This window comes from Bacillus sp. BHET2 (assembly GCF_005938125.1).
In the GTDB taxonomy this organism is placed as follows: domain Bacteria; phylum Bacillota; class Bacilli; order Bacillales; family Bacillaceae_B; genus Rossellomorea.
The window spans coordinates 490,965-516,061 of record NZ_VCQN01000001.1 but is presented as its reverse complement, the minus strand read 5'-3'; the positions used below and the strand labels follow the sequence as shown (position 1 = coordinate 516,061).

The window sequence follows — 25,097 nt, the reverse complement described above, 5'->3', positions numbered from 1 at the left end:
ATCATTTAGCAGGAGTCTCGCCTTTTACCCCTACATGTGACATATACTCAAATGCCGTCGTTCCAAAGACACTTTTGAAGTGTTTATTCAGGTGTGTCAGGTCGACAAACCCGCATTGTGCGACGGCTGAATAAATGTCTTTCCTTTGCTCGATGACTTCCTTTGCCATTTCGACTTTGCCGTTGAGGAAGTATTGGTAGGGCGAGATGCCGGTATGAGCTTTAAATAATCGGATAAACTGGAATTTGGATAGCTGAAGTTCATCAGAAATCTCGTCCAGCTTCAAAACTCCTTCCAGATTGGAATGAAGCATATCCTTTGCTTTTCGGATAAGGGTGGAGTCCTTCTTATAGTTCGTTGAGAGACTTGTTTCAGCCATGTGATCCGCTAGGGATAGTAAGTATTCACTGCATTGCGCTTCATCCTGTCCACTTAGAATTGCATTCGCGAGAGTTACGATTCTCCTTTCAAGTGTTCTGTCATACACGAGCGGCTCACTGAAGCGGAGGAGTTCTTTTTTCTCTGTCACCTCAAGGAGCAATTCAGGCTTGATGTACAGCATCACATAATCCAGCCCTTCTTCCGTATGGGCCATGCCGTCATGTGCCTGTTCAGGATTGAAAAGCATCACGCCGTTTGGATGGGAGAGGTGCAGGCTACCATCCAGATGATAATGTTGGATGCCCCGCAATGTGACTCCAATCGCATATTCCCTGTGAGAATGCTTCTTGTACGAGAAATCCGTCATACTTGCTGATAACGCCGTAATACCTGCCGATTTCCGATATGTGAATTTGTCCATGACTTCCACCTCCTACATCCAAATCATTAGTGCCGAATATCCTAGAAAAAGTGCCATCAGCACATTTACCATCTTAGAATGCTTGCGTAAAAACTCCTTAAAAATTGTTCCGAATAGAACCCAGGTGAAAAAAGCTAGAAAACCAATGATGGTGATCACCACGACACCCATTGTCACCTCAGACAAGGTGACGTAATGGGGCAAAATGAAGCTTGGAATGACCGTCATGGTAAACAAGACTACCTTTGGATTCAGAAACTGCATGAAGAATCCTGATCGAAAGCTTGCCGGTATTTGTTCATTCGATTTCGCCGAATCCTTTTTGCAGATTTGATAAGCGAGATAGAGCATATAGAGGCTTCCGATCATCTTCATGCCACCTAACAGTTTCGGAATGACCGACATTAATAACGAGTTCAACAATGCAGAAATGGAGAGCAATAAACCAAACGCAATCGTCGCCCCGTACGTATATTCCATCGCCCTCTTCGTCCCGTACCGATGAACTGTGGACAAGATGATGATATTGGTCGGGCCGGGTGTAAACGTCACGATCACACAATAAAATAGAAAAGATGCAGCATTCATGAAGAAAACTCCTTTCAGCGTATTCTCATGTAATCATACGCCTATAGGAGGACTCGGTTATAGTACATTATTGCACGGATACATAGCAGAACTTCAAATCCGCTTCACCCCTGATGATTGAGTACACTATACCCCACAGCATCCACCAAATCCTCTGCAATATAATCCGGGTCTATTCCATTCCAGCTGTACAGATAATCTAATATAGAGCCTTGCCCCCACCCTGATCCAACTTTTTTCATTTCTTCAAATAATGCGATGTACTGTTCCTCAGATAAATCGGTCCATAACTCCCTCATCACCGGTTAAGATCGAATAAGCTCATCACGGGTAAGTATTTCCACAATCATCCTTCATTCCTCCTTGCCTGACCTTTAACCAACCTGTAACTCGTATTCTACCAAATGATCGAAAATCCCTCTTCTTAAATCGTGGATAGTGAAAATGATATAGGTTCATGTAATCACTACTTTTTTAAAAAATAGTGATTACATGAATTTTAGTATATTCATGCTTTTTAAAGAATCGTTTGCTAAAGTGACACAGAATCCCCTTGTCTTTTACGTTTCAGCGAAAATTGACATATATCAGAGAATGGACACTTTTCTTGCTAGAGCACCCCCATAAAATGGAGCAGCTAGCCGAATTATTTAAGAAAATACAGTCTTTTAGCCTATTTTGACAAGACCCCGATTTCGCAGCACTATGCTTCTCGCATTCTACAAACATTTCACTCTAAACGTGACTTTCCTCTCTTACAAGCATCATTTAATTATGTTAAAATTAGCCAAAATCAGACAAATTCCTTCCCTTTTTTTGAAAGGAGATAAAGAGAATGTCAGAAAATCGTGAGTTATATACAATCTTACAAACCCTTCAAACCTATTCCGAATGTGATATTACGCATTCATTTTCTGAACATGATTCTGAGGTATTGTTGGTTTCTTACTCCAAGGAATTAAAATCATTTGTTATCACCCAGAATAGTCGGAAGGAAACCTATCATGATCTACCTTCTGCCCTAAACATATTGGAACATTTATTACCGAGTTTAAAGACCACCTCTTGAATGTGTGACGCTTATACTGGTTTATAGGTTCAACTCAAAATACCTGTCGGCGACCGACAGGTATTTTGAGTATTCGGAAATTCTGTTGGAGCTGGTCCCGATACTAGACTGACTTCCAGCTATTCATTCATTGCAACCTCTACAAGGTCTTGTAGAAGGCGGATTAGAAAGAGTGAATTCCATTAAACTATCCATCTCTCAACCACTTTTCATGTTACAAAGGAAAATAAAGGAGTCTTGTACTATGGAATACATCAAGCGGGGAACATCGGCTTTCAAGAATGCCAACCTTGCCCTTTTCGCAGGTGGATTCAGCACGTTTGCGATTCTTTGGGGGACGCAGCCCCTGCTTCCTGAGATTGCAAATGAATTCAATCTTTCACCGGCTGGCTCAAGTCTCAGCCAGTCCTCAACGACCATTGCTCTAGCGATTAGTCTATTAATCGCGGGATCCTTATCAGACGTATACGGCAGGAAATCTGTGATGACCTTCTCATTACTGGCTTCTTCCTTCCTTGCCATATGCACCGGGTTTGCCTCAAGCTTTCATCTGTTGGTTGCAGGGCGGATTCTTCAGGGGATTACGCTTGCTGGACTTCCAGCTGTTGCGATGGCGTATCTAGGTGAGGAAATCGAGGCGAGAAGCCTAGGGATGGCAATGGGATTATACATTAGCGGGAACTCCATCGGTGGAATGTCGGGACGGATCATCAGCGGTGTTCTGACCGACTATTTCAATTGGCATATCGCGTTAATGGGTATCGGAATCATCAGCTTGCTTTCAAGTTTCTTCTTCCTGTTGTTGCTTCCCGCGTCGAACCATTTCGTCCCCCAGTCTTTCAAGCTTAAACCGTTGACAGGTTCCTTGTTCAGTCAATTCAAAGTACCGGGGTTATTGTCTTTATTTATCATTGGATTTCTTCTGATGGGAGGATTCGTTTCCCTATACAATTACATAGGGTTCGAACTGATCGCTCCACCCTACTCACTAAGCCAAACCGTCGTCGGTTTTATTTTCATCGTCTACATTGTAGGTACCTTCAGCTCAACCTGGATGGGGATGCTTGCGGATCAATATGGTAAGAGAAAGATTCTTCCACTGTCTTTACTTATCTTGTTACTCGGGGTGCTCACCACCCTCCACCCAAATATCTGGGTGAAAATCATCGGGATCTCCGTCTTCACTTATGGTTTCTTTGCCGGTCATTCCATTGCCAGCAGCTGGGTCGGACGACTGGCCATCCATGATAAAGCACAGGCCTCAGCCCTTTACTTGTCCGCTTATTATGCAGGTTCAAGTATCGGAGGAACCGTAAGCGGCTCTTTTTATCACCATTTCGACTGGGCCGGAGTCGTGTGGATGATCGTTACGCTCGCAATCATTTCACTAGGAATATCCCTTCGAATTGGAAAAGGAAGGGTGAATCAGGAGAGCTGAAGAACCCCTCAAGACGGAAATGAATATGGTCCCAATAAAGAAACCGGCCAGAACAATCTGGCCGGTTTCCATTCCTTGTGCTTTCATTTCATTATTTTCGCTAACCCCAATGCAAAATGCTCCCAAAGGATTTTCTCAACTTGCTCTCCCTTTGACTCGTCACATTCTACAATCAGGATGACTTCCGAGTGCTTTCCCTTTAATCGATGCTGTTTCTGATTGGATTTGGAGACAAGAATGAGACGGATGGCCAACCCTAATACAAATCCTCCTACCGCACCGATCAACCCCCAGTAAATAGGGCCCCACTTAAGTTCAAATCCGATGCTTGCTGTAATGACCGCACATGCAGTTGCCATTGGCATGGCCATATCAATCAGTGATATTCCGTCTGACCGATGCAGTGTATCAAATATTTTCCTTTTTTCTTTCCGATTATCCAGAGGAACCGCGAATATATCTTCCTTTGTGATCCCGACCTTCTCTAGACCAGCAATGGCGATTTCTAAAAAGACGTGATTTTCAAAAGTAGAAAAAATTTGCATTGTCATAATATCTTTTTTCCTTTCAAAATCCGAAATGACTTTGCTTGATAGTAATTCTTAAGAAAACGCCTCTGTTCCTTTTCGTAAAGCTTGTTATTTTCGACCGTATTCATATACGCATCGAATATTGCGAACCCATATAAGGAGGGAAACATGAGCAGCCACTCAGGTTTCAGGACATCCGTTGCCTTCTCTACCTCTCCAAGAAACAAGAGAGACACTCCCTCAAGCATATGGGAGTAATAAAAAAACACCACACTCCAAACGATCACGACAAACGCCGTCACAATCCTGTGAATATACAATTGACCCAAACCAGGCATAAAAAATGACCATAAAGCTGCTAAGAGAGGGTTCCTTTTATCCAAATAATTGATCTCCAATGCCCCCATACTAAAGGAATTGATTTGATGGTCTTCCCGTTCAGCCAATATGTATATATTATTTAAATCAACCGTTGTCCTATAGCTATCCCAAATAGCAAAAATATAGACGGGAATGTAAATTAAAAGCCACTGTGTATTTAATACCTCTTTCGCCATCGGGATATTCCCCTGAAAAGAATAGATCATCGCCAGGTTCACATGGGCTTTTAAATTGATCACCACTTCCCAGGCCAATAATAGGAATCCCCTAATATACTTGGACAGAAGCAAGTGACCAAACCCAGGGAACGAAACAGACCACCATGCGATAATATAAGGATTTTTTAAATGAATTTGAGTTGTGCCAAGAATACTGACGTGCGCTTTGTATCTTCTAGCCGTGTTATCATTCGTATAATTATCCAATTAGGGTTCATCCTCAAGTATGTAATGGTACTTTTATCTTTCCATTTTTTATTAATTCTATTATAAACGTCCGTTTATTTATCAAAGCGCAACGAATCGGAATACAAAAAAACCGGCCTCTTCCCACCAGGCCGGCAATCTCATTATGAATTCTGCACTAAGTGATCCTTTAACTGTTCCCGGAGTGCCCGTTTCAAAAATTTCCCCACGGATGTTTTTGGTATTTCACTCATAAAGACAATATCATCAGGAAGCCACCATTTAGCGAATTGAGGAGCCAGGAAATCAATCAGTTCGCTTTTATCTATTTTATCTTTATATGAATCTTTCAAGACAACACAGGCAACTGGCCGTTCCTGCCACTGTTCGTGTGGGACTGCAACGATGCTTGCTTCAAAGACCGCGTCATGGGCCATCAGAGCATTCTCGAGGTCAACAGACGAGATCCATTCTCCGCCACTTTTGATTAGGTCCTTCGTTCGATCGACAAGCTTGATGATGCCTTCCTCATCGACTGTGGCGACGTCACCTGTATAAAGCCACCCATCCCGGAAGGCATCCTGTGAACGTTCATCCTTGTAGTACTCATCTGCAATCCACGGTCCCCGGAGCAGGAGCTCACCCATTTCTTCACCGTCCCACTTTACCTCTCCGTTCACACCGATGACTTTCATCTCAAGCCCTGGCACTATCAGTCCTTGCTTTGAACGAATATCCAGGATTTCTTCTTCATCAAGTCCCGTCTGATGGCTCTTAAGTGTTGAAACGACGGCAAGTGGAGTAGTCTCTGTCATGCCGTATGCGTGCAGGAATGGAATGTTGTATTTTGTTTCAAAGGCTTTGATCATTCCCCGTGGTGCTGCCGATCCTCCGCAAATGATGGATCGCAAGGAAGAAGTGGTGTACGTCCCCTTTTCAAGTTCATTGAGTAGTCCAAGCCAAATAGTTGGTACACCGGCAGTTAGCGTTACGCTTTCCTCTTCAATTAATCCTGCCAAGAGCTTGGGAGTGAATGCCGGACCTGGCAATACTTGTGTCGAACCGAACCACGTCGCAGCAAACGGCAATCCCCAGGCATTGGCATGGAACATCGGAACGACAGGCATCACCGTATCCCTTTCAGAAAGGGCCACTGTATCAGCCAGTCCAAAGGCGAAGCAGTGCAGTACGATCGCTCTGTGGGAGTATACGACGCCCTTCGGTTGTCCGGTGGTGGCCGATGTATAGCACATGCCGGCAGCCTCGTTTTCGTCGATATCCTTAACGAATTCGAACGTTGGATTCGCTTCCTTCAACAGTTTTTCATAGGAATAGACCGGTTCCAGTGTCGTTTCAGGCAGTTCATCCTTGTCGGTCATGATGATATAGGCTTCGACTGTTTTGAACATATCCTTGTTTTGTTCAATGAGTGGAAGGAGATCCTCATCGACGAGTAACACTTTGTCTTCTGCGTGATTGATAATGTATGCGATATGCTCAGGTGAGAGGCGGATATTAATCGTATGCAGGACTGCTCCCATTCCTGGGGCTGCGAAATAGACCTCCAGATGACGATGATGATTCCAGGCAAAGGTCCCGACTCTATCGCCTTTCTTTACACCCAGCTTCTCCAGTGCACTTGAGAGCCTCCGGGTACGTTCACCGATTTCCTTATACGTTAATCGGTGAATCCCAGAAAGAGTTCGCGAAACAACCTGCTTTCTCGGGAAAAACTTCTCAGCCCTCTCCATTAGTGATCCTACAGTCAATGGAACCTTCATCATACATATCTTCCCCTTTTTCGTTTCTCGTATTCGCTCTATTTAATAATGCCCTTCTCTTGCCAATCCAGAATTTGCTCATCAGTAACAGCAAGAAATTCTTGTAGAATCTCTTTCGTCTGCTCGCCTATTCCAGCTGGTGGTGAGCATGGCTCCCTATTCAAGTCTCCGTGCATTTTCACTTGTCCATCAGGGGTGATTAATCCCTTTTCTTTAAACAGAGGATGATCAGCCAACTGTCCCGTCTTAAGTACCGGGGTCAGGCAGCAATCCACGTCAAGCCCAAATGATGCCCACTCCGATTGTGATTTCCTTTTAAACAGGTCCACGAGCTCAACGTAAATCGGATTATCTTGTTTTGGCTTCGAATACTGAGCAGTCAGCCACTCATCCCTGCCAATTGCCAGGCAAAAGTTCCGCCAGAATTTTGGTTCAAGGGCAGCGAGACTTACATATTTCCCATCCTTTGTTTCATACAACCCATAGGATACTACGGTGCCGTTTAAGGTGTATACGCCATTTGGGTATCCCATTTCTTTTTCAATCAGGACATGGTTTGTCATCAATGAAGTCATGCTGTCTGCAATGGAAATACAATGATAGCTTCCTTCTCCGGTTATCCCCCTACCGACAAGACCCGCCAGGATCCGTTCACTCGCGGCTAGTCCCCCTATGTAGTCAGCAAACGTTTGGGTCGGATGGACCGGCCTTCCACTCCCGTCCGTCAATTGGAATAGGGCTCCGCTTACACTCATATAATTCAGATCATGGCTTCCAAGCCCAGCCATTTTCCCACTATTTCCATAGCCTGTAATCGAACAGTAGATGATCGTGGGATTGATGCTTCTCGCTGCATCATACCCGAGACCAAGTTTGTCCATTACTCCCGGGCGGAAGCTTTCAATAACTGCGTCCGCCTTTTGAATCAATTCGAGGGCAATCCCTCTTCCTTCTTCCTGTTTCAGATTCAATGAAATGCTTTTTTTGCCCCGGTTATGGGCGGTGAAGACCAACCCTCCCCCACTATGCCTTGCAGGATCTCCATTCGGAGCTTCCACCTTGATGATTTCTGCTCCAAGCTCCGCAAGCCTTAGGGTAGCAAACGGTCCGGGGATATAATTAGTAAAGTCGATTATTTTAATGCCCTTTAGCATGGTGGGATTTCATTCCTCCTCATCCTATTCAATCGAGCCTCTCAATAATAGTGGCATTCGCCATGCCATGCCCCTCACACATGGTCTGCAATCCATAGCGGCCACCGGTTCGTTCAAGCTCGTGCATCATCGTAATCATCAAGCGTGCCCCACTGGCACCGAGTGGATGACCTAGGGCAATTGCTCCACCATTCGGATTGCATTTAGCCGGATCCGCGCCCGTTTCCTTAAGCCACGCCATCGTAACAGGAGCAAAGGCTTCATTGACCTCGAACACATCGATCTCCTCAAGCTTCAATCCGGACTTTTTCAACACTTTTTCCGTAGCTGGAATCGGTCCTGTCAGCATCAAAGTAGGGTCTGAACCGACCACTACTCTTGTGTGAACCTTAAAGCGTGGTTTCAATCCAAGCTCTTCCGCCTTTTCACGACTCATCAATAGAAGGACGGCTGCCCCGTCACTGATCTGGCTTGAGTTTCCTGCATGGATCACCCCGTCTTCCTTGAAGACCGTTTTCAATCCTGCCAGAACATCCGTTGTCGTTCCTTCCCTTGGTCCCGAGTCATCGGTCACGAAGCTGGTTTCACCGTTTTCATTCATTACTTCGAGTGGCATAATTTCTTTTTTAAAATGACCTTCAGCCTGTGCTTTCAACGCTCTTCGGTGACTTTCTGCCGCGAATTCGTCAAGCTGTGCCCGGGTGAATCCATACTTCTCGGCGATTCTCTCAGCCGATAACCCCTGATGGATAATTTCATAGCGCTCCTTCAATTTAGGGCTAAACGGAACCGCATCCTGATAGTTTGATCCCATAGGTACCCTGGACATATTCTCCACTCCACCAGCAATCACCACATCCATATCCCCTGCCAAAATCGCCTGCGCAGCGAAATGGACGGCCTGCTGGCTCGACCCGCACTGGCGGTCAATCGTCGTTCCAGGCACCTCAACCGGAAAGCCAGCAATCAAGGCACCCACACGTGCAACGTCACCTGCCTGCTCACCTGCCTGAGTAACGCAACCTAGTATGACATCTTCAATGAGCCCCGAATCAATCCCCGCTCGTTTCACAACCTCCTGTAACACCTGTCCAGCAAGGTCATCGGGACGGATATCCTTCAGAAGTCCCTTCCTTCTCCCAACCGGTGTCCTTACCCCTTCCACAATCACTACTTCACGCATATTCCTTCTTCCTTTCTGTATATAAAATCTCGTTCTCTATAAACCTAAATTCTTCGCAATGATCGTCTTCATGATTTCATTTGTCCCTGCATAGATGCTTGCGACAGGAATATCCCGGAATCTCCTTGCAATCTCGTATTCTTCCATGTATCCGTATCCTCCATGAAGCTGCATGCATTCAGCGGCAATCTTCTTGGCACTGTCGGTTAGCTTCCACTTCGCCATGGACACCTTCGTCACGATATCCTGTCCGTCAATGTGTTCAGCAATCAGCTGATCAAGAAAAGCCCTGCCCATTTCATTTTCTGTCGCCATCTCAGCGATCTTAAATTGCGTGTTCTGAAATTTGCTCACGGGTTTTCCGAATGCATCCCGGCTCTTCACATAGTCGATTGTCTGCTGAAGCATCACCTCTGATGCGGTTTGTGCAGCAATCGCAACGAGGAGGCGTTCCTGTTGAAGTTTCTCCATCAGGTATAGGAAACCTTTCCCCTCTTCGCCAAGCAGATTCTCCTTCGGGACCACACAGTCCTCGAATATGAGCTCCGCAGTGTCCTGAGAGTGCAATCCGACCTTGTTCAGCTTTCTCCCTCGTGAAAATCCAGGAGTGTCCCGCTCGATCACAAGAAGACTGACACCCTTATGCTTCGGGTTCGCTTTTGGATCGGTTTTACAGGCAACCACAATCAGATCCGAATGGATGCCGTTCGTGATAAACGTTTTGGACCCATTAACGATGTAGTGATCCCCCTCAAGAACAGCGGTGGTCTTGATATTGGCGAGATCCGAACCTGTTCCCGGTTCTGTCATCGCAATCGCCGTAATGATTTCTCCCGTTGTACATTTCGGGAGCCAGCGCTGTTTCTGCTCTTCTGTCCCAAACGCTGTGATATAAGGAACCACAATATCATTATGGAGTCCGATGCCGACTAGGCCTGAGCCCACTCGCTCAATCTCTTCATTAATGATTACCGAGTATCCCCAGTCGACCCCGCTTCCACCGTACGGTTCATCAATATCCGGACACAGATAGCCCTGCGCACCCATCTTCGTCCAGAAAGAGCGGGGAATCAGCCGCTCCTCTTCCCACTGATTATAGTAAGGGTATGCTTCTTTCTCTAGAAACTTCCGTAATGACCTGCGAAACATATCGTGGTCATCGGTTAAATAAAGGTGTTTCATCCTTACCTCTCCTCTATGAAAATCAGTTATTTGTTACTGTTTAACTCCATTTAAAGATTTGCGTAACTGGTATTTTAATATTTTCCCTGATGCATTCCTTGGCAACACTTCTTCGATGAAGATTCTTCTGGGAATCTTGTAGCCTGCCAGTTTTTGGCGGCAGAAGTCCTTTAGTTCCTGCTCATCTATGCTCATGCCCGGTTTCTGTACAATGACGGCACAGACGGCTTCTCCCCATGTTTCATCCGGTAGTCCGATGATCGCCGCTTCCAATACAGCTGGATGCTCGTAAAGGATGTCCTCGACTTCGATGGAATACACGTTCTCTCCGCCTGAAATGATCATATCCTTTTTCCGGTCCACGAGTGTGATATATCCTTCTTCATCAATGGTGGCGAGGTCCCCTGTATACAACCATCCTTCCTTCAGCGCTTTCGCCGTTTCTTCCGGCTTCTTATAATATTCCTTCATGGTTGATTCACCCTTGACGATGAACTCTCCGACAGCGCCGGGTGCAACGTCCTTTCCTTCTTCATTCACGACCCTCGCTTCAGTCAGGAAAGCCGCTTTCCCTCCTTTTCCAAAATGGGTGCTATGCCCTTCAGGATCTAAGAGGATCCCTCCAGGTCCTGCTTCGGTCAAGCCACACAGATTAAAGAACTGATCTGTCTTGAACAATTCCATTGCTTTACGGACCATTTCAGGGGCCATCGGTGCCGCTCCGTATCCGCATCTCTTAATGGAAGAAAGGTCATAATCAGAAGCGTTCGGCACTTGGAGCATAAAGGTATACATGGCAGGCACTCCAAAGAAGTGAGTAACCTTATGCTCCTGTATCTTCTCGAGCGTCTTCACCGGATGAAAATCCCGATGGATGATATGTGTTGCTCCAAGTACAACACCTGAAAGGAGGAACAAGTTCAGTTGGGCTGAATGGAACAGCGGAGCGATATGAAGGAAATTCTCTCTCTCGTTGATACCCATGCTGATCATCATCGTCAGGCCAACATTGAAGATTCGTTTATGATCGAATAATGCCCCCTTAGGCCTGCCAGTGGTCCCGGATGTATACAATATTTCCAGGTCATCGTCATCACTGATATAGATGTGCGGATTTTCTACATTATCACTCACTACCCGGTCAAATGAATGATGACCTACGACTTTCGGCGCTCCCGTCGTGATTACATGCAAGACGCGGGTTTCTTCTCTTGCTGAGGTAACCGTCTCCTCAAATTCCTCGTCGCAGAAGACAACCAAGGAGTCGGACTGATCAAAAATATAATGAACTTCAGATGACGTTAAGCGGAAATTGACTGGTACAATCACCGCACCGACCTTCGCTCCTGCAAAGAAAGCTTGAACAAACTGGTCGGAATTCTTCATCATTAATGCAATCCTATCGCCTTTTTGAATCCCCAGTCCAAGAAGCCCATGGGCCAGTTTATTCACTTCTTCGTTAAATTGCTTATAATTGTAGGTTCTTCCTTCACATTCAATTGCCAGCTTTTCCGGTTTTTTTCTCGCATTTTGTGCTAAATATGATCCGATATCCATTTTCCATTTCCCCCTATTAGACATGAATTTGAAAACGCACTCATCTTTACATATGCAATAATTGTGCCAACTTTCAGAAAATAAATAAACCCACATGTCAAAGCCTCGGGATGAAAGAATCGAAATCAAGGTGTCCAATAAATGGACACCTTGATTTGGACAGTTCTACGCAGAAATGTAGGATTCAATCGGTATGTTTAGACACTCTGTAGAGAGTCCTGATATTTCTTAAGTTTTTCATATAGTCCTGAACGACTGATTCCGAGAAGCCTTGCTGCCTGCGCCTTGTTGCCATTTGCCTGTCGCATAGCCATTTTGATGGCACCGAGCTCTGCATTCTCTGCAAGACTGACGGGGATAACCACTTGATCAGGAAGCATGGAAGTCAGATAATCCGGCAAATCCTCCACCTGAATGTTCCCATGCTCCGCAAATGTCATGGCACGTTCTAGCACGTTTCGAAGCTCCCGGACATTCCCTGGCCAATCATATTGATACAGCGCCGCTTCCGCCTTCGATGACATACCTGTGATGCTTGTGCCAAGCATGGCATTTAGTTCGATCATGAGTTTATTCTTGAGATACTCCACATCCTGAACACGTTCACGGAGGGGAGGAATATTCAAGGAAATGACATTCAGTCTGTAATAAAGGTCCTCCCGGAATTTACCTTCTTTCACCATCTTCTCAAGCTCCCGGTTGGTTGCTGCGATGATCCGCACATCCACTTTGATCCGTTCATTTCCTCCGACCCGGTAAAATTCCCGTTCTTGCAGAACCCTTAATAATTTTGCCTGAAGCGTAATCGACATATCGCCTATTTCATCGAGAAACAATGTTCCCCCATTGGCAAGGTCGAATTTCCCCACTTTTCCCCGGCGATTCGCCCCTGTAAATGCCCCTTCCTCATATCCGAAAAACTCAGACTCCAACAAATCTTCAGGGATGGCTGCGCAATTTACAATGACAAACTTGCCATCGCTTCTGGCACTGCTGTTATGAATCGCATGGGCGAATAGTTCCTTCCCTGTTCCGCTTTCTCCCCTGATCAGGACCGTCGACCTTCCCTTCGCCGCTTTGGCCGCACTTTTCTTTAATTTATCCATATACGGATACTCGCTTAGAATATGATCCCAAGTAAAGCGGGCCGATTCGGACTTTTGCAGCTGCTGATGGTAGAAGCTTGCCTTGCTTTCCGCTTTTTGCAGCTTCTGGAACAACTCGCTCACTTCGTTCAACTGGCGGAACATTACCTTCCCAATTGCTCCAATGACCTTTCCGTCCTTCTTGATCGGTATTCGATGGACAATATATTTAATGCCTTTCCGTTCTTTGAAATCACTGACTTCAGCAGTTTCTGACTTGAATACATTTTCAAGCCTTAACTGTGGCAGTACCCTACCAACATCCTGATGGAGCACTTCCTTCTTTTCAAGATTGAATAATTCGAGGAGTGGCGGACTAACCATCGTGATAATATTTCGGTCATCGGTCATCAGGATTCCATCATAGGCATGCTCTAACGTGGTCTCGATCGTCAATTTCAATTTCTTGACCGTTTCAAGCTCCTCAGCCATCTTTTCGATTTCGGAAATATCCTGGAATAGAATAATCTTCCCTTGTTTATGATTCACCGTTTCATAGGAGGAAAAATGAAGAATTGATTGGTATGTTTCATCATGATAATGTCCTTGATGTTCAATAGGGAAATTCGGGAATAGATCACCGAGCTGTTGCGACAGAACGCTTGCGACGGGGCGTCCGGTAATATGAGAAAAGGATTGATTCGCATAGATAATCTGAAAATGTTCATCGGTCATCAATACGCCCATATTGGAATGGGTTAAAATCGTTTCAAGCTGTTCTTTCAATGTATTGGCTGATTTCAATAAAGCCATTACCATTTCAGTTTTTGTCAAGAGGCCGATTACTTTGTCCTCCTCATCAAGGACGACTCCTGTACCAGCCTTGCTCGTTTTCACGAGTTCCTCTATTTGGGTATATGGGGTATCAATCTTAATCGCCCCGGTTTCCTTTTTTATGTACGCTTTGATCGGTGTTTCAAGTGACACCCGATCAAGTATCATTTGATATAAGCGGCTACGTGTAAACACACCTTTGATGTTCCGATTTTCATCGGTTATGGGCAGTAGATTCCATTTTTTCACTTTCATGATGGCTACTGCTTCTTTTAATGTGGTTTCTTCCGTCATCACACAATCAACTGGAGTGACAATGTCCCGGAACTGAATCATTGCAATCCCCCTTTTCTTATACAAGCTTGTGTTTATTTTCGTCCTCAGAAGATTTGCACTGATGATAATTCTGAAAATTCAAACTCATAGTTCCATTATACTGCTTTACTTACGAAAGGTCACTGCTTGATTCGTATCTAACCTTTTCAGAGAAGATGATAGAAAACTCTCTGGAACAAAAAAAATCAGAGGTACTGAATCCCCTGATCTCTCATTTTTGACGTTTATAGATTTTTTTGTTCTACATTCAGTTCAATCAAATTCCCATCCGGGTCGGCACAGAAGATTTGAGCGAATCCACTTTTAGAATGTGGCTTTTCAAGAACTTCCACTTCTTTCTCTTTTAGCCATGCTAATGCATCACTGTAGTTCCGGACACGGAGAGCAAAGTGACCTTCTCTGCTTGATAAACGTTTATCCTCTCGAATGGTTTGTGATGAGGGGTCGACAATCAAATGAAGCTGCTGTCCTTCTATTTCGTACCACGCTCCTGGAAAATCGAAATCTGGACGGGGTATTTCGTTCAAACATAAGATATCCCCATAAAATGCTTTAGCTTGGTCTAAATCAGTCACTGTAAGGCTTACATGATGGAGGGATGTATATGTAATCACATTCTTCACTTCCTTTCTTTGACTTCATTCATTTGGTTGCCGTTCGAAAGCCAAGTAACAGCTTAGGTACTCACAAGTGTTTCATTACATTTTCTCCTGTCATTTTAGCATAATTCCCGATTCCTGTTGGGTAGGTGCGCCCATAAGAAAAGCCTCTTTGAATGAAAAAGAGGCTCTGGATTTCTATTATTTTGGCTGCATTCGGATACCACCGTCCAAACGGATTGTCTCACCGTTAAGCATCTGATTTGTGATGATAGTTTCTACCAGCTGGGCATATTCACCTGGGTGTCCGAGCCGCTTAGGGAATGGCACCATTTTCCCAAGGGAGTCAATCGCCTCTTCCGGTAACGATTCAAACATTGGAGTATGAAACAACCCAGGGGCAATCGTCATTACCCGAATGCCGTACGCGGCAAGTTCCCTTGCAATTGGCAGCGTCATTCCGACCACTCCCCCTTTCGAAGCACTGTAGGCCGCTTGTCCGACCTGACCTTCATATGCCGCGACCGAAGCTGTATTAATGACGACACCTCTTTCACCAAGCTCATTCGGTTCGTTCTTGGACATTTGTTCACTAGCGAGTCGGATCACATTGAACGTCCCGATCAAGTTAATAGAAATGACCTTCGAAAACATGTCTAAAGAATGGACCCCTTTTCTCGACAGAACCTTCGACGCATTCCCGATGCCTGCACAATTAACAACCGTATTGATCGAACCGAATGACTCGACTGCTCTAGAAATGGCACTTGAGACCTCTTCCTCATTCGTTACGTCCGTTTTGACGAAAATTGTACTTTCCCCTAGTTCTTCTACAAGCGATTGACCCCTTTCCTCTGATAAATCGAGGATGGCTGCCTTCCCACCAAGCTTAATAATCTGCCTTACTGTCGCTTCCCCTAAACCTGACGCCCCACCTGTTACAATGGCAATCGATTCACTGCTTTTCATAATATGACCTCCCGTTTTGTCTAATCTCTATTTCATCTTGCAAGAAATGTGCCATGCTTGATGTATTCGCTATGAAAAGGAGGAAAAATGTAAAACTGTCCAAAATCAGGACACTCTATACAGTGGGAATCTACACTAAATGTATTTTCACTTGAGTTTTTTCCATTTTCAATGTTTTTTAATCGATTCAAAAAGCGTTGATTGTAGTAAATAAGGTCATTGATAATCTCGAAGATCGAATTGGTCTTGTCGCTTGCTTGACAGGCATCCAATTGCATACGAAATACTTGTTTCATATCCATCTTCTATACCTCCATCTCGTTTTTCGTTTATAATCGCACTAGCCCGAACAGGGGGGCATTAATCCAAATTGAATCAAGTTACCCCCTATTAAGGTGATTCCATTATGATAACTACACATCCATGCGACTCATTTCATCCATCCTTTGTAGTCAATCGATTGTAAATCTGAAATGGAGTGTTCCTAATATACTTTCGTCAGTTAAAGGCAAGAATCCTGTCCGTTCTTTTCGATTATATAAATTGCTCCCACTTTAATTTCTACAAACAAATAGCATTTATAAATGTTAGACCATTTTCACAAAGTGAGACCTACAAATGCATCGGCATTTTTATAATGTATATTCTACTCATTGTAAGTTTCAGCAAAAAAGCGATAACATCATTCAAACAACTTGTCCTCTCTGGGTAGCCTATTTTAGCGGAATTCCATCATTGCCTAACTCAAAAAATGTGATTCGAACATTTACTAACAATAAGTAGGTGTCTGTATATAGAGAAAGGAATGATTCTGATTATGAATGATGGAACTGACCCAAAAAGGCAAGAAGATAAAAATAGCATATTAGAAGAGGAAGAGATTCTTGAAGAGATGGAAGATATCATCAATACTTCAACATGTATTACGATTCTTCACCAGGATGTTTGTGTAGAAGCCGTTGTAACGATCAAACCGAATGTGAAAATCGGGAAAACACCCAAGGTCATATGTGGAGATACAAAGATAGAAAAAATCAAACATAAGGACCGCAATCAAAAGCCTCATCACCATCACAAAGAACATAAATCACCTAAGTCGGATCATCATGAAGAGGAATCATGTAGTTTTCTTGTAAGCCAAAAGCTATGTATTGAAATTCCATTAGAATTTACGGCTGAAGCAAAGGTAAAGCCCAAAAAGGTTGCTTGTAATGATGGAGAAGCAGGTCCTTGTCCTATCGATCCTCCCCAATCCAACTAATGAATTAGAAGATAAACCAACAGATAGTTATTATACTATCTGTTGACCTATTGTACTTATTAATTATTACAATCGCATCCAGATTCTAAGCACATAGCTGGACAGCCTTCAGCTGTTCCTTCATTATACGATGTTAATGCCGAGGTAAATGCAGGAGCACCAGCTAGCCCTTCTGGTGGGGATGATGACAAGAAATTATTTGCACTCTCAATGGTTTCGGTAGCAAACGTACATGTTGCACCACTTAATACGTTGAGATTGGCTGCTAACAGCTGAGCATATAACGCTTGGTATTGTCCTCTGAATGGAGGGTCCTCAGGAGTAGGAGGAATAGGAGCATTAATCGAGAGTATATCCTCTGCGTTTGCAGTTGTTGCAGTCAGACTTAAACCTGTATTGTCACTTCCAAGAATAATAGCGCCACCTGCAGAAGCGATGAGAGCATTGGTAACCTCCTGATTGTTTTGATAAAAACCGATTGAATGAGTACAGGTAGTCGGTGCAGGACAGTTAGGGGTGTTAGAAGCAGGTCCACATCCAACTTGTCCAGGGGTTGCTTGTACTTCTGCATTGAAGGTAAGAGGGATATTAACGCAAAGCACTTGGGCATATGTTGTTGTACAGGAGCCAGGCATCGTGGTACTTGGAGTGAATCCAAGATCCGCACACGTCCTTCCCACTACTGGGAGCCCGACGCATGTTACCATAGGCTCACCTGGCGTAACGGTTGGTGTGATCGTAACAACTGCTTCTACACATACTTGTTGACTGACAATATCCGTGCATCCTTCTTCTTGCTGTAGATTCGTTTGTTTTTCTTTTGCTGCCATGAATGTTCTCCTTTCTAAATTTTTTATTTGTTCGCCTGTGGAACAGGACAGTTAGGAACATTAAATGCAGGTCCGCATCCAACTTGTCCAGGGGTTGCTTGTACTTCTGCATTGAAGGTAAGAGGGATATTAACGCAAAGCACTTGTGCGAATGTGGTCGTACAGGAGCCAGGGATCGTAACGCTTGGAGTAAATCCAAGATCTTCACAAGTCGTTCCTACTGCTGGTTGTCCAACACATGTAACCATTGCTTCTCCTGGTGTAACATTCGGTGTTATAGTGACTACTGCTTCAACACACACTTGTTGACTGACCGTATCCGTACAGCCTTGTTCTTGCTGGACTACGGGTGATCCTTCACCACAGTCACATTCTTCAGATTGTTTTAATTTTTTTTCGTTTGTATCCATTATAAAACTCCTTTCTTGTCTTATTATAAATACTATTCATAATGCCTTAATGTGGGACTAGTTTATCTGTTTCATTTTTATTAATTAGTTGAGTGAATTTACATATTTACAATATAGTTAATTGTGATCGAAGATAAATTTTTACATAAAAAGCTCCCTCATCACTTTTATTACTCAATCTAATCAATCAGATAGTAAAGTCATGAACAATCCACAATTTGACTCTCGTTTTATTAGGAACATTTTCAAAATAATAAAAAGACTCATCATTTGACGAGTCTAATCCTTTTCATATAGCTGTCAATTAATTTGTCTCCATTAATGTTGTTCCTTGAAATCATGCCCTAACACTGCTGATGGATTAACGATTCAACATTTTATCTTTATCCCAAACTCTTTGCTCAGCAAAGATAGTATTAAGGATATGAACCAACTTCTCCGTTGTCTCTTGCACAAACTGAGACACTTCATCAGGGGTTAAATAGTCAAACCTATAATCTGGATCCAATACCATTTCATACGAATCCCCATTGTAAAACTCAGTAATCCGCTTAATCTGTTTTGAAATCTGATTAGCAGGAAAAATATCCAGATAATCTGGGAAACTCGTGATATGTTGAAAGACATTTTCAAAGATTGAGTCCTTATGCTCATGAAGATAAACAAAATCAGCTCCATACCAGTCTCGTTTAATCAACCTCGTATATTCTGAAGTTCCAAGGATATCTTGATATACACGTTCTTTCTTCTTTTCCGTATGCAGTCGACTCCATTCCACGTCGGTTTCTAGGTGAAGATAACATCCTAAATAGAAGGATAATCGTGGGTCGGTAAAATCGAACGTCTCTTTCTGCATGTATTGATTTAAAAACAATCGAGGGCTGATTTTATTATTTTCTTTAAAGTGGGTTACATCTTTCCCGGGATAAAATTCTCCTGTCTTTTTATCAGGCAATCCACAATCCGGCCCGATATTCCCTACTACAAACTCCTTTTCAGATGCTAGTAAACCCTTTTTTAATAGGTTCTCTGCAATTCTAAAATGTACCATCCAAGTCGCCAAAAGATTGCTCCCCTTTCCCTAAAATGATTATGCTCTTAAGTCATGATTTTCCTGACTTTTTCACCGATACTCAACATCTTGTAAAGATGATCACTACCAATTATTTCAAAATTCGATCATTTATACAATGCTTAATTCAAAAAAGAAGCTTACCTCATTTAAGATAAGCTTCCCTTGAATTTCATTATTTTTTCAGTAGCGAATAGACGGTTCTAACTGGATTTTTTTCTCCTATTTTCGTATCAGAACGATTATTGTATCTTCTCGAATTCTGCAATTGTCTTATCAAATGTATGCTTGGTTTCCGAGACCATCTTTTGGAGCTCTTCGGTTATTCTATGTACGTTAGAAAGTTCTTTAGTTATATGCTCGATATTGGAATTGACTTCCTTAATGGCCTCATCTGCATTTCCTGATAATTTACGAACTTCCTGCGCCACAACATTGAATCCTCTGCCATGCTCTCCTGCTCTCGCAGCTTCAATAGCGGCGTTCAATGCTAATAAATTGGTCTGGGCAGAAATATTTTTGATCAATTTAGAGGTCTCATCAATTAAATTGATTTGATTTTCCAGTGAAAGAATGGCTTTCTTTTTTTCAGAAGAATTCTCCATCACCACATTCACCAATTCCTTTGGCATACGTTTCAATTGATCGATCAATTCTAGAGTGATATTTTCACGCTTCGTAATATTTGTAGCAATTTTCAAAACGGCATGAACTTTACGATCCTCGTTCAAAATTGGAATATAGGTAGCTTCAAGCCAAATTCGTTTACCTTGCTTGTTCACCCTTTCGATTTTTTCTTGAAACTTTTTACCCGCTCGAAGATCATTCCATAATTCTGTGTATTTCTGACTATTCCTATAATCCGGAGTACAGAATTCCTGATGATCCATCCCTATAACTTCACTCCCATTGTACCCAATCGCTTGTGAAAAATTATCATTTACCCAAATCACTTTTCGATTTGTATCGAATTCTATCATTGCCAAGTTTTTTTCAAGCGATGCCACTATGGATATTGGATCTAAAACTTGAGTGCTTTTATTAATCGTTGCATGATTCATCATATGACCACCTTTTCCCCTAATTTCGCAAATGCAACCTCGTTACATACTGTACCTATCGGTTGCATTCAGAAAACTTCAATGGATTTCTTTTTCCAGTGGCACATTCAAAGGGGAAATTTATGGGGCAGAAATCACTCAATATGTGTGAATCTATACTTACAAACGATGAAGAGTATCCGCTATTTTCACAGGCTCTTCATTCTGCATATAATAGTCCTCAGCCGGCCAATATCTCCTCTCATACTTCTCTACCCTAGCCCCGTACTCACCAAGATACACATCACGGTCCAACACTCTCTCCACTCTCACTTCCCGGGGACAGTCTATAAAAATCGTAAAATCATAAAAAGATTTCCATTCTTTCCTTTGTACAAAGACACCTTCAATCACTAGAATCGAAGAAGGAGGAATGTCCATTTGTTTCGTTACTACTTTATCCATTGACTGATCATAGAATGGTAACGTCAGCTCCCACTTAGGCTGATGCAGCTTCTCAAAGAGCTCTGACTGGATCAACTCAATGTCCCATTGGAAAAAATAATATTCCTGCCACTCTTCAAATCCCGTTCCGTACCGTTTCTTGGATTCCACAATGTAATCATCGATATGCAGGATGGTTACATGATAATCCCGATGCTCCAACTCATGTTTCAGGTCCTTCGCAAAGGTGGTCTTGCCTGCTCCCCCGAGCCCATCAATTCCGATAATGTAAGGACGATTTTTCCCTTTGTGAGTTTGATAGGAAGATAGTATGTTTTCTGCCATTTGGGCTATAGACATTTCTTTCTGAACCTCTCTTTCCTTCAGTGAAACGAACTCATGTTAATCTTCCATACTCGTTTCTTAATCTCCATGTCTACTTCACTCTCGGAAAGCTACCTTTATATTTTCTGCATGATTCCCTTTCATCCCTTCATAAAAAGGGTACTCCTTTTGCAAAAAGCCTTCTAGATCCTTATTTTCTTCAGGAAGTTCTCTTAAATAAAAGGCAGATAAGTCTAATCTGTTTCTAATCTCTTCAAGATTTTCTGTAGTATTGCCGTGTCCTGGCACATGCAGAGTGATTTGGTGGTTATTCAAAATGGTTTCAACCTTAGCGATCGTCGTTACATAATCTTTATACGTGCCAAAGATGAATGGAAATTCGACATCAGACAGATAATCGCCTGAAAGAAAGATTCCATACGGTTCAATAACCGTGAACAGACTATCATCGGTATGTCCCGGTGCTTGATAAAACCTCAACGTAACAGAACCTATCTCCAGTTTCTGTCCGTCATGTGAAACCTCAATGTCAACAGACGGATATTCTGGCTCATAATTTCTCTTCAAATAGTACATCTGATCAAACTGATGTATTTCCCGGATAATTTCTTCTTTATTTAGTTTATTTTTTAGTTTAGATGTAGCGATTACCTTTGCATCCGGAAATGCCCCTGAACCGATGATGTGGTCAAAGTCGCTATGTGTATAGATAATATAGAGCTGCCTGTCACCCAAAATCTCATCTACATATTGCTTGATTGTTTCGACCTCTACAGGCAACCAATTCGGATCCGTCATTATAACAGCCTCATCTGTTTCTATTACTGCCGAAGTGGTCATGTATAAAGAGCTTTGAAAAACCGTACAATTTTTTTTGTTGTATTGAATCATCTTATTCCGCCTACTTCCTATTTTTAAATATCGTATAAACCAAAAATGAGATCAACACTAAAAAAACTACTCCTACACCAACTAATAAATCAAACACCATTTCCATAAAACAATCCTCCTGTATTAAAAATCCAGGCGTGAAGCCATTACCTCAACGGCTTGCCGGCGACGATGTGAAAGTGGAGATGTTTGGAGTCCTGATAATCACCAATATTGGTAATCACCTTACAAGCCCCGTTTTCTTCCGTCACCGTAGCAGCTACTTCCCTGATGACCCTGAGGAGCTCTAGCAATAATCCATCATCACTTTCTTCCAGATGAAGGAAGGACGGGATATGTTTCTTAGGAATTGCCACAATATGTACAGGATAAAACGGCCTTGTATGATGATAGGCTAATACATTCTCTGTATCCAACACTTTATTCACTTCTGTTTTTCCACTTAACACTTCATCACAATAAAAGTCTTCTGTCTTCAACACACATAACCTCCTCAAGCACATTTTTCAATCGAAACTTTTAAAAAACTCTATAATTAATCCCGAAAAAATAACTACTGCAACCAATAAATAGGTATAAGCAAGAACCTTATTTTTCTCATCACCTTTAACACCTTCAAGCCCAAACAACGCATACATGAGAGCTAAAAATAATAGAATGCGATCCATAGAGAAATCGATATTCTCTATAAAAAAATGATAGAAGCCTATGGTTAATGCAACCAAGCCAATCACAATATTTACTCTTCTTAAAACCTTAATGCTCTTCCACCTCAATTCCATAAAGAAAGGGACTCCAGATGGTCTCGGACTCCCTTCAAGCTATTTATGCCATTAAGTACAGCCTACTGACCCCCACCGTTAAACCAGCTACCGGCCTTAACACGGTCTTCTTCTTGAATTTGTCTTTCATGCTCATTGCTTGCATCAAAGCTGCTTTTCCTCCTCAAGAATGCACTTATGACTCCAGATACCACGGCAAGTGCAATAATTAACCACAGCATATCCTTACCTCCCTGCTTTATTTTATCGATAATTCAGTCTATTTATTATATACCAATTATTTCAAAATGATGAGGGTAATACAATACTAATCTATACAAATTAGAATGATCATCTTAATGACGCAAAGAAATGAATCGTTTTTATACCTTCACAGTTCGGGGATTTACATTATTTTTCATGCATAACGGTTTTCTGGGTTCCGTAAAAAAGTGCAAAAACAAAAGTCTGAGCCAAAATGACTCCCTTTATGGCACTCTACCTTGAAGCGATAGATAGAAAAATCTCAAAATAACCCCTTATAATTAACAAAAAATGGTACTAACAACGAACCAACCAAGAGTATGATCATCCCTATTACAAGAGTTAGAATGATATTTTCGAAAGGGGAGAGGAAATTCATAAAGGTCGTCGAAGGGACAATTGTGCAAAAAGCAAAAGATACTCTCCCAAAGATGGTTATTCTGTGTTCCGTTCCACAGTTATTACACTCAAATGGTTTGTATGTCCATATAAATGATTTATAGATTTCACTCCAGCTAAATTGATTCGTACATTTATCGCATTTCTGCAAACTAAAACACCTCGATAGTAGAGTTTCTTGAATGATGTACTTCCTATTAAATCCCCATTAATAGAACAAGAGAAGCATTATAAATTTATTTCCATCCGTCTCATTTTTGTCTTTAGATTCATTGATTCATAAAATTTTATCGCATTTTCATTAAACTCCCACACGCCTAGCTCTAATGAGTCTGCTTCGATACTCTTTGCGAACTCTACTATTTTCCCAAAGAATAGTTTCCCCACTCCTTTTCCTCTGTACTTACGATCAACACCGAAATCGTCCATATAGACAACTTTCTTTGGAATTAAAATGGGTCTTTCCTCTGTATTCTTGATTGTAATGATTGTATAAGCAATTGGTTGGTCTTCTTCTAATAAGAATACCTTTGTGTTTTCACCATCTATCAAGTTGTTGAAATATTCCATGTCTAACGTAGTATCCGCCATCATATAATGGTCTGGTCTTTCCATTGTATGAATTTCGTGAACTTGTTTTTGCATTTGATGAACCACTTCATAATCACTCTTGGTGGCTTCTCTTATCTGCATCTCCAATTTACTTCCCCCTTGATGCCGATTGTTATAACCATTGCGATGTCAATTACCGGAGTTTAGATATCGATCCTTTATCAGCGTTCGATGATGAATCTCATGCCCGGCAATAATGTAAGCAATAGCACGGGCGGTCAATTCGGATCCGTTTGCTTTTCCACGTTGGAGCAATGCTTCTTCCTCCATGCTGCATAGAAGGATAATGGTGTTTTGACGGACAAGAGATTGATGATGTAATAGCTCTGGTAAGGAAAACCGATTAAAGTTGCCCCTTCTCACATACTCATCGTCATTATATCCTGGCAGCATCTCTTGATCTCCCCTGGCTATACAGAGAAGGCGGTAGCACATAATGCGCTCTGTATCAGTTATGTGACCAATGACTTCCTTGATTGTCCACTTTTTTGGAGCATACCGAAACTCGGCCATTTCTTCACTTAAATCTTTCAACAAGTTCATGGTTTCCTTTAGTTGAACTTCAAGAATCTGGTCAAGAGCTCCTTCTGGTACATTGTTCACATATTCCTTATAATACCGAGGATACTCGTTCGTTTCTGGTTTACTTAGCATATCTACTACCCCTTTTGTAAGTCATACACTTATTTTTTAAAATCGTTTTAACAAACCTGTCTACTTTTCATAGAGTAAATATTCCTCAATACCAATTATTTCAATTTCATCCAACAAACTCAAGACGATTTTTTCAAAAATAACCTATCTTATCTCAGATACGCCCTATAATAGGATGATTACTTTATTATTGTATTAGTTTGAACCACAATCGTAAAAATG

Annotated in this window: 28 protein-coding genes and 2 pseudogenes; 3 read left to right on the top strand and 27 right to left on the bottom strand. The window is 42.4% G+C overall.

Annotation, left to right across the window (positions count from 1 at the left end; translation table 11 throughout):
- Position 1: 1 nt before the first annotated feature.
- From FGG79_RS02715 to FGG79_RS02705, 3 genes are all read right to left on the bottom strand, one after another.
- Positions 2-802, bottom strand: a complete 801-nt coding sequence (locus FGG79_RS02715) for an AraC family transcriptional regulator (RefSeq protein ID WP_138776214.1) — start codon at positions 800-802, stop codon at positions 2-4.
- Between the two features lie 12 nt (positions 803-814).
- On the bottom strand, positions 815-1,390 hold the full coding sequence (locus tag FGG79_RS02710; protein ID WP_138776213.1) for a LysE family translocator: 576 nt from the start codon (positions 1,388-1,390) through the stop codon (positions 815-817).
- A 104-nt stretch (positions 1,391-1,494) separates the two neighbouring features.
- Positions 1,495-1,692 carry a hypothetical protein gene (locus FGG79_RS02705; RefSeq protein WP_171050766.1) on the bottom strand — a complete coding sequence of 66 codons (198 nt, stop codon included), beginning with the start codon at positions 1,690-1,692 and terminating at the stop codon, positions 1,495-1,497.
- Between the two features lie 533 nt (positions 1,693-2,225).
- On the opposite strand from FGG79_RS02705, the gene FGG79_RS02700 reads away from it, so the two are divergent.
- Positions 2,226-2,459, top strand: coding sequence for a hypothetical protein (locus FGG79_RS02700; RefSeq protein ID WP_138776211.1), 234 nt, complete (start codon positions 2,226-2,228; stop codon positions 2,457-2,459).
- A gap of 244 nt (positions 2,460-2,703) precedes the next feature.
- A complete protein-coding gene (locus tag FGG79_RS02695; RefSeq protein WP_138776210.1) occupies positions 2,704-3,897 on the top strand; it encodes an MFS transporter in 1,194 nt (397 codons plus the stop codon).
- A gap of 83 nt (positions 3,898-3,980) precedes the next feature.
- Here the strand turns inward: FGG79_RS02695 and FGG79_RS02690 are convergent, their stop codons facing one another.
- The 11 genes from FGG79_RS02690 to FGG79_RS02640 form a co-directional block, all read right to left on the bottom strand.
- Entirely contained in the window at positions 3,981-4,442 is a 462-nt protein-coding gene (locus FGG79_RS02690; RefSeq protein WP_138777550.1) for a hypothetical protein, read from the bottom strand.
- Positions 4,443-4,444: 2 nt separating this feature from the next.
- Positions 4,445-5,233: a hypothetical protein gene (locus FGG79_RS02685; protein ID WP_138776209.1), complete on the bottom strand. Its 789-nt coding sequence runs from the start codon at positions 5,231-5,233 to the stop codon at positions 4,445-4,447.
- Between the two features lie 143 nt (positions 5,234-5,376).
- Positions 5,377-6,996, bottom strand: coding sequence for a long-chain fatty acid--CoA ligase (locus FGG79_RS02680; protein ID WP_138776208.1), 1,620 nt, complete (start codon positions 6,994-6,996; stop codon positions 5,377-5,379).
- A gap of 35 nt (positions 6,997-7,031) precedes the next feature.
- A complete protein-coding gene (locus FGG79_RS02675; RefSeq protein WP_138776207.1) occupies positions 7,032-8,147 on the bottom strand; it encodes a CaiB/BaiF CoA transferase family protein in 1,116 nt (371 codons plus the stop codon).
- Positions 8,148-8,175: 28 nt separating this feature from the next.
- Complete coding sequence (locus FGG79_RS02670; RefSeq protein WP_138776206.1) at positions 8,176-9,330, bottom strand: thiolase family protein; 1,155 nt, start codon at positions 9,328-9,330, stop codon at positions 8,176-8,178.
- Positions 9,331-9,366: 36 nt separating this feature from the next.
- Positions 9,367-10,512: an acyl-CoA dehydrogenase family protein gene (locus tag FGG79_RS02665; protein ID WP_138776205.1), complete on the bottom strand. Its 1,146-nt coding sequence runs from the start codon at positions 10,510-10,512 to the stop codon at positions 9,367-9,369.
- A 33-nt stretch (positions 10,513-10,545) separates the two neighbouring features.
- On the bottom strand, positions 10,546-12,069 hold the full coding sequence (locus FGG79_RS02660) for a long-chain-fatty-acid--CoA ligase (RefSeq protein ID WP_138776204.1): 1,524 nt from the start codon (positions 12,067-12,069) through the stop codon (positions 10,546-10,548).
- Between the two features lie 197 nt (positions 12,070-12,266).
- A complete protein-coding gene (locus FGG79_RS02655; protein WP_138776203.1) occupies positions 12,267-14,324 on the bottom strand; it encodes a sigma-54-dependent Fis family transcriptional regulator in 2,058 nt (685 codons plus the stop codon).
- Positions 14,325-14,548: 224 nt separating this feature from the next.
- Positions 14,549-14,938: a VOC family protein gene (locus FGG79_RS02650; RefSeq protein ID WP_138776202.1), complete on the bottom strand. Its 390-nt coding sequence runs from the start codon at positions 14,936-14,938 to the stop codon at positions 14,549-14,551.
- Between the two features lie 186 nt (positions 14,939-15,124).
- Positions 15,125-15,892 (bottom strand): 3-hydroxyacyl-CoA dehydrogenase, encoded by a 768-nt coding sequence (locus FGG79_RS02645; RefSeq protein WP_138776201.1) that lies wholly within the window; start codon positions 15,890-15,892, stop codon positions 15,125-15,127.
- 32 nt (positions 15,893-15,924) lie between these two features.
- Positions 15,925-16,194 carry a hypothetical protein gene (locus tag FGG79_RS02640; protein WP_138776200.1) on the bottom strand — a complete coding sequence of 90 codons (270 nt, stop codon included), beginning with the start codon at positions 16,192-16,194 and terminating at the stop codon, positions 15,925-15,927.
- A gap of 503 nt (positions 16,195-16,697) precedes the next feature.
- Between FGG79_RS02640 and FGG79_RS02635 the strand changes: the two genes are divergently transcribed.
- Entirely contained in the window at positions 16,698-17,153 is a 456-nt protein-coding gene (locus tag FGG79_RS02635) for a hypothetical protein (RefSeq protein ID WP_171050765.1), read from the top strand.
- 59 nt (positions 17,154-17,212) lie between these two features.
- Here FGG79_RS02635 and FGG79_RS21990 read toward each other — a convergent pair whose 3' ends face one another.
- The 13 genes and pseudogenes from FGG79_RS21990 to FGG79_RS02580 form a co-directional block, all read right to left on the bottom strand.
- The gene (locus FGG79_RS21990; RefSeq protein WP_205688796.1) at positions 17,213-17,983 is read right to left on the bottom strand and encodes a hypothetical protein; all 771 of its coding nucleotides are present in this window, start codon (positions 17,981-17,983) and stop codon (positions 17,213-17,215) included.
- Between the two features lie 23 nt (positions 17,984-18,006).
- Complete coding sequence (locus FGG79_RS02625; protein ID WP_205688794.1) at positions 18,007-18,393, bottom strand: hypothetical protein; 387 nt, start codon at positions 18,391-18,393, stop codon at positions 18,007-18,009.
- A 361-nt stretch (positions 18,394-18,754) separates the two neighbouring features.
- On the bottom strand, positions 18,755-19,456 hold the full coding sequence (locus tag FGG79_RS02620; protein WP_171050764.1) for a hypothetical protein: 702 nt from the start codon (positions 19,454-19,456) through the stop codon (positions 18,755-18,757).
- A gap of 251 nt (positions 19,457-19,707) precedes the next feature.
- Positions 19,708-19,998: pseudogene (locus FGG79_RS22390) on the bottom strand (methyl-accepting chemotaxis protein); the annotation flags it as partial.
- Between the two features lie 132 nt (positions 19,999-20,130).
- Positions 20,131-20,445: pseudogene (locus tag FGG79_RS22385) on the bottom strand (PAS domain S-box protein); the annotation flags it as partial.
- A gap of 240 nt (positions 20,446-20,685) precedes the next feature.
- A complete protein-coding gene (locus tag FGG79_RS02610) occupies positions 20,686-21,309 on the bottom strand; it encodes a kinase (protein ID WP_138776196.1) in 624 nt (207 codons plus the stop codon).
- A gap of 81 nt (positions 21,310-21,390) precedes the next feature.
- On the bottom strand, positions 21,391-22,134 hold the full coding sequence (locus tag FGG79_RS02605) for an MBL fold metallo-hydrolase (protein WP_346764040.1): 744 nt from the start codon (positions 22,132-22,134) through the stop codon (positions 21,391-21,393).
- Between the two features lie 197 nt (positions 22,135-22,331).
- Positions 22,332-22,664: an HIT domain-containing protein gene (locus tag FGG79_RS02600; protein ID WP_240794233.1), complete on the bottom strand. Its 333-nt coding sequence runs from the start codon at positions 22,662-22,664 to the stop codon at positions 22,332-22,334.
- Between the two features lie 27 nt (positions 22,665-22,691).
- Positions 22,692-22,967 (bottom strand): hypothetical protein, encoded by a 276-nt coding sequence (locus tag FGG79_RS02595; RefSeq protein WP_138776193.1) that lies wholly within the window; start codon positions 22,965-22,967, stop codon positions 22,692-22,694.
- 62 nt (positions 22,968-23,029) lie between these two features.
- Positions 23,030-23,188 (bottom strand): hypothetical protein, encoded by a 159-nt coding sequence (locus tag FGG79_RS21615; protein WP_171050763.1) that lies wholly within the window; start codon positions 23,186-23,188, stop codon positions 23,030-23,032.
- A 284-nt stretch (positions 23,189-23,472) separates the two neighbouring features.
- The gene (locus FGG79_RS22380; protein ID WP_171050762.1) at positions 23,473-23,760 is read right to left on the bottom strand and encodes a TIGR04104 family putative zinc finger protein; all 288 of its coding nucleotides are present in this window, start codon (positions 23,758-23,760) and stop codon (positions 23,473-23,475) included.
- A gap of 77 nt (positions 23,761-23,837) precedes the next feature.
- A complete protein-coding gene (locus FGG79_RS02585) occupies positions 23,838-24,302 on the bottom strand; it encodes a GNAT family N-acetyltransferase (protein ID WP_138777546.1) in 465 nt (154 codons plus the stop codon).
- A 48-nt stretch (positions 24,303-24,350) separates the two neighbouring features.
- Positions 24,351-24,875: a DinB family protein gene (locus FGG79_RS02580; RefSeq protein ID WP_138776192.1), complete on the bottom strand. Its 525-nt coding sequence runs from the start codon at positions 24,873-24,875 to the stop codon at positions 24,351-24,353.
- Positions 24,876-25,097: the final 222 nt, after the last annotated feature.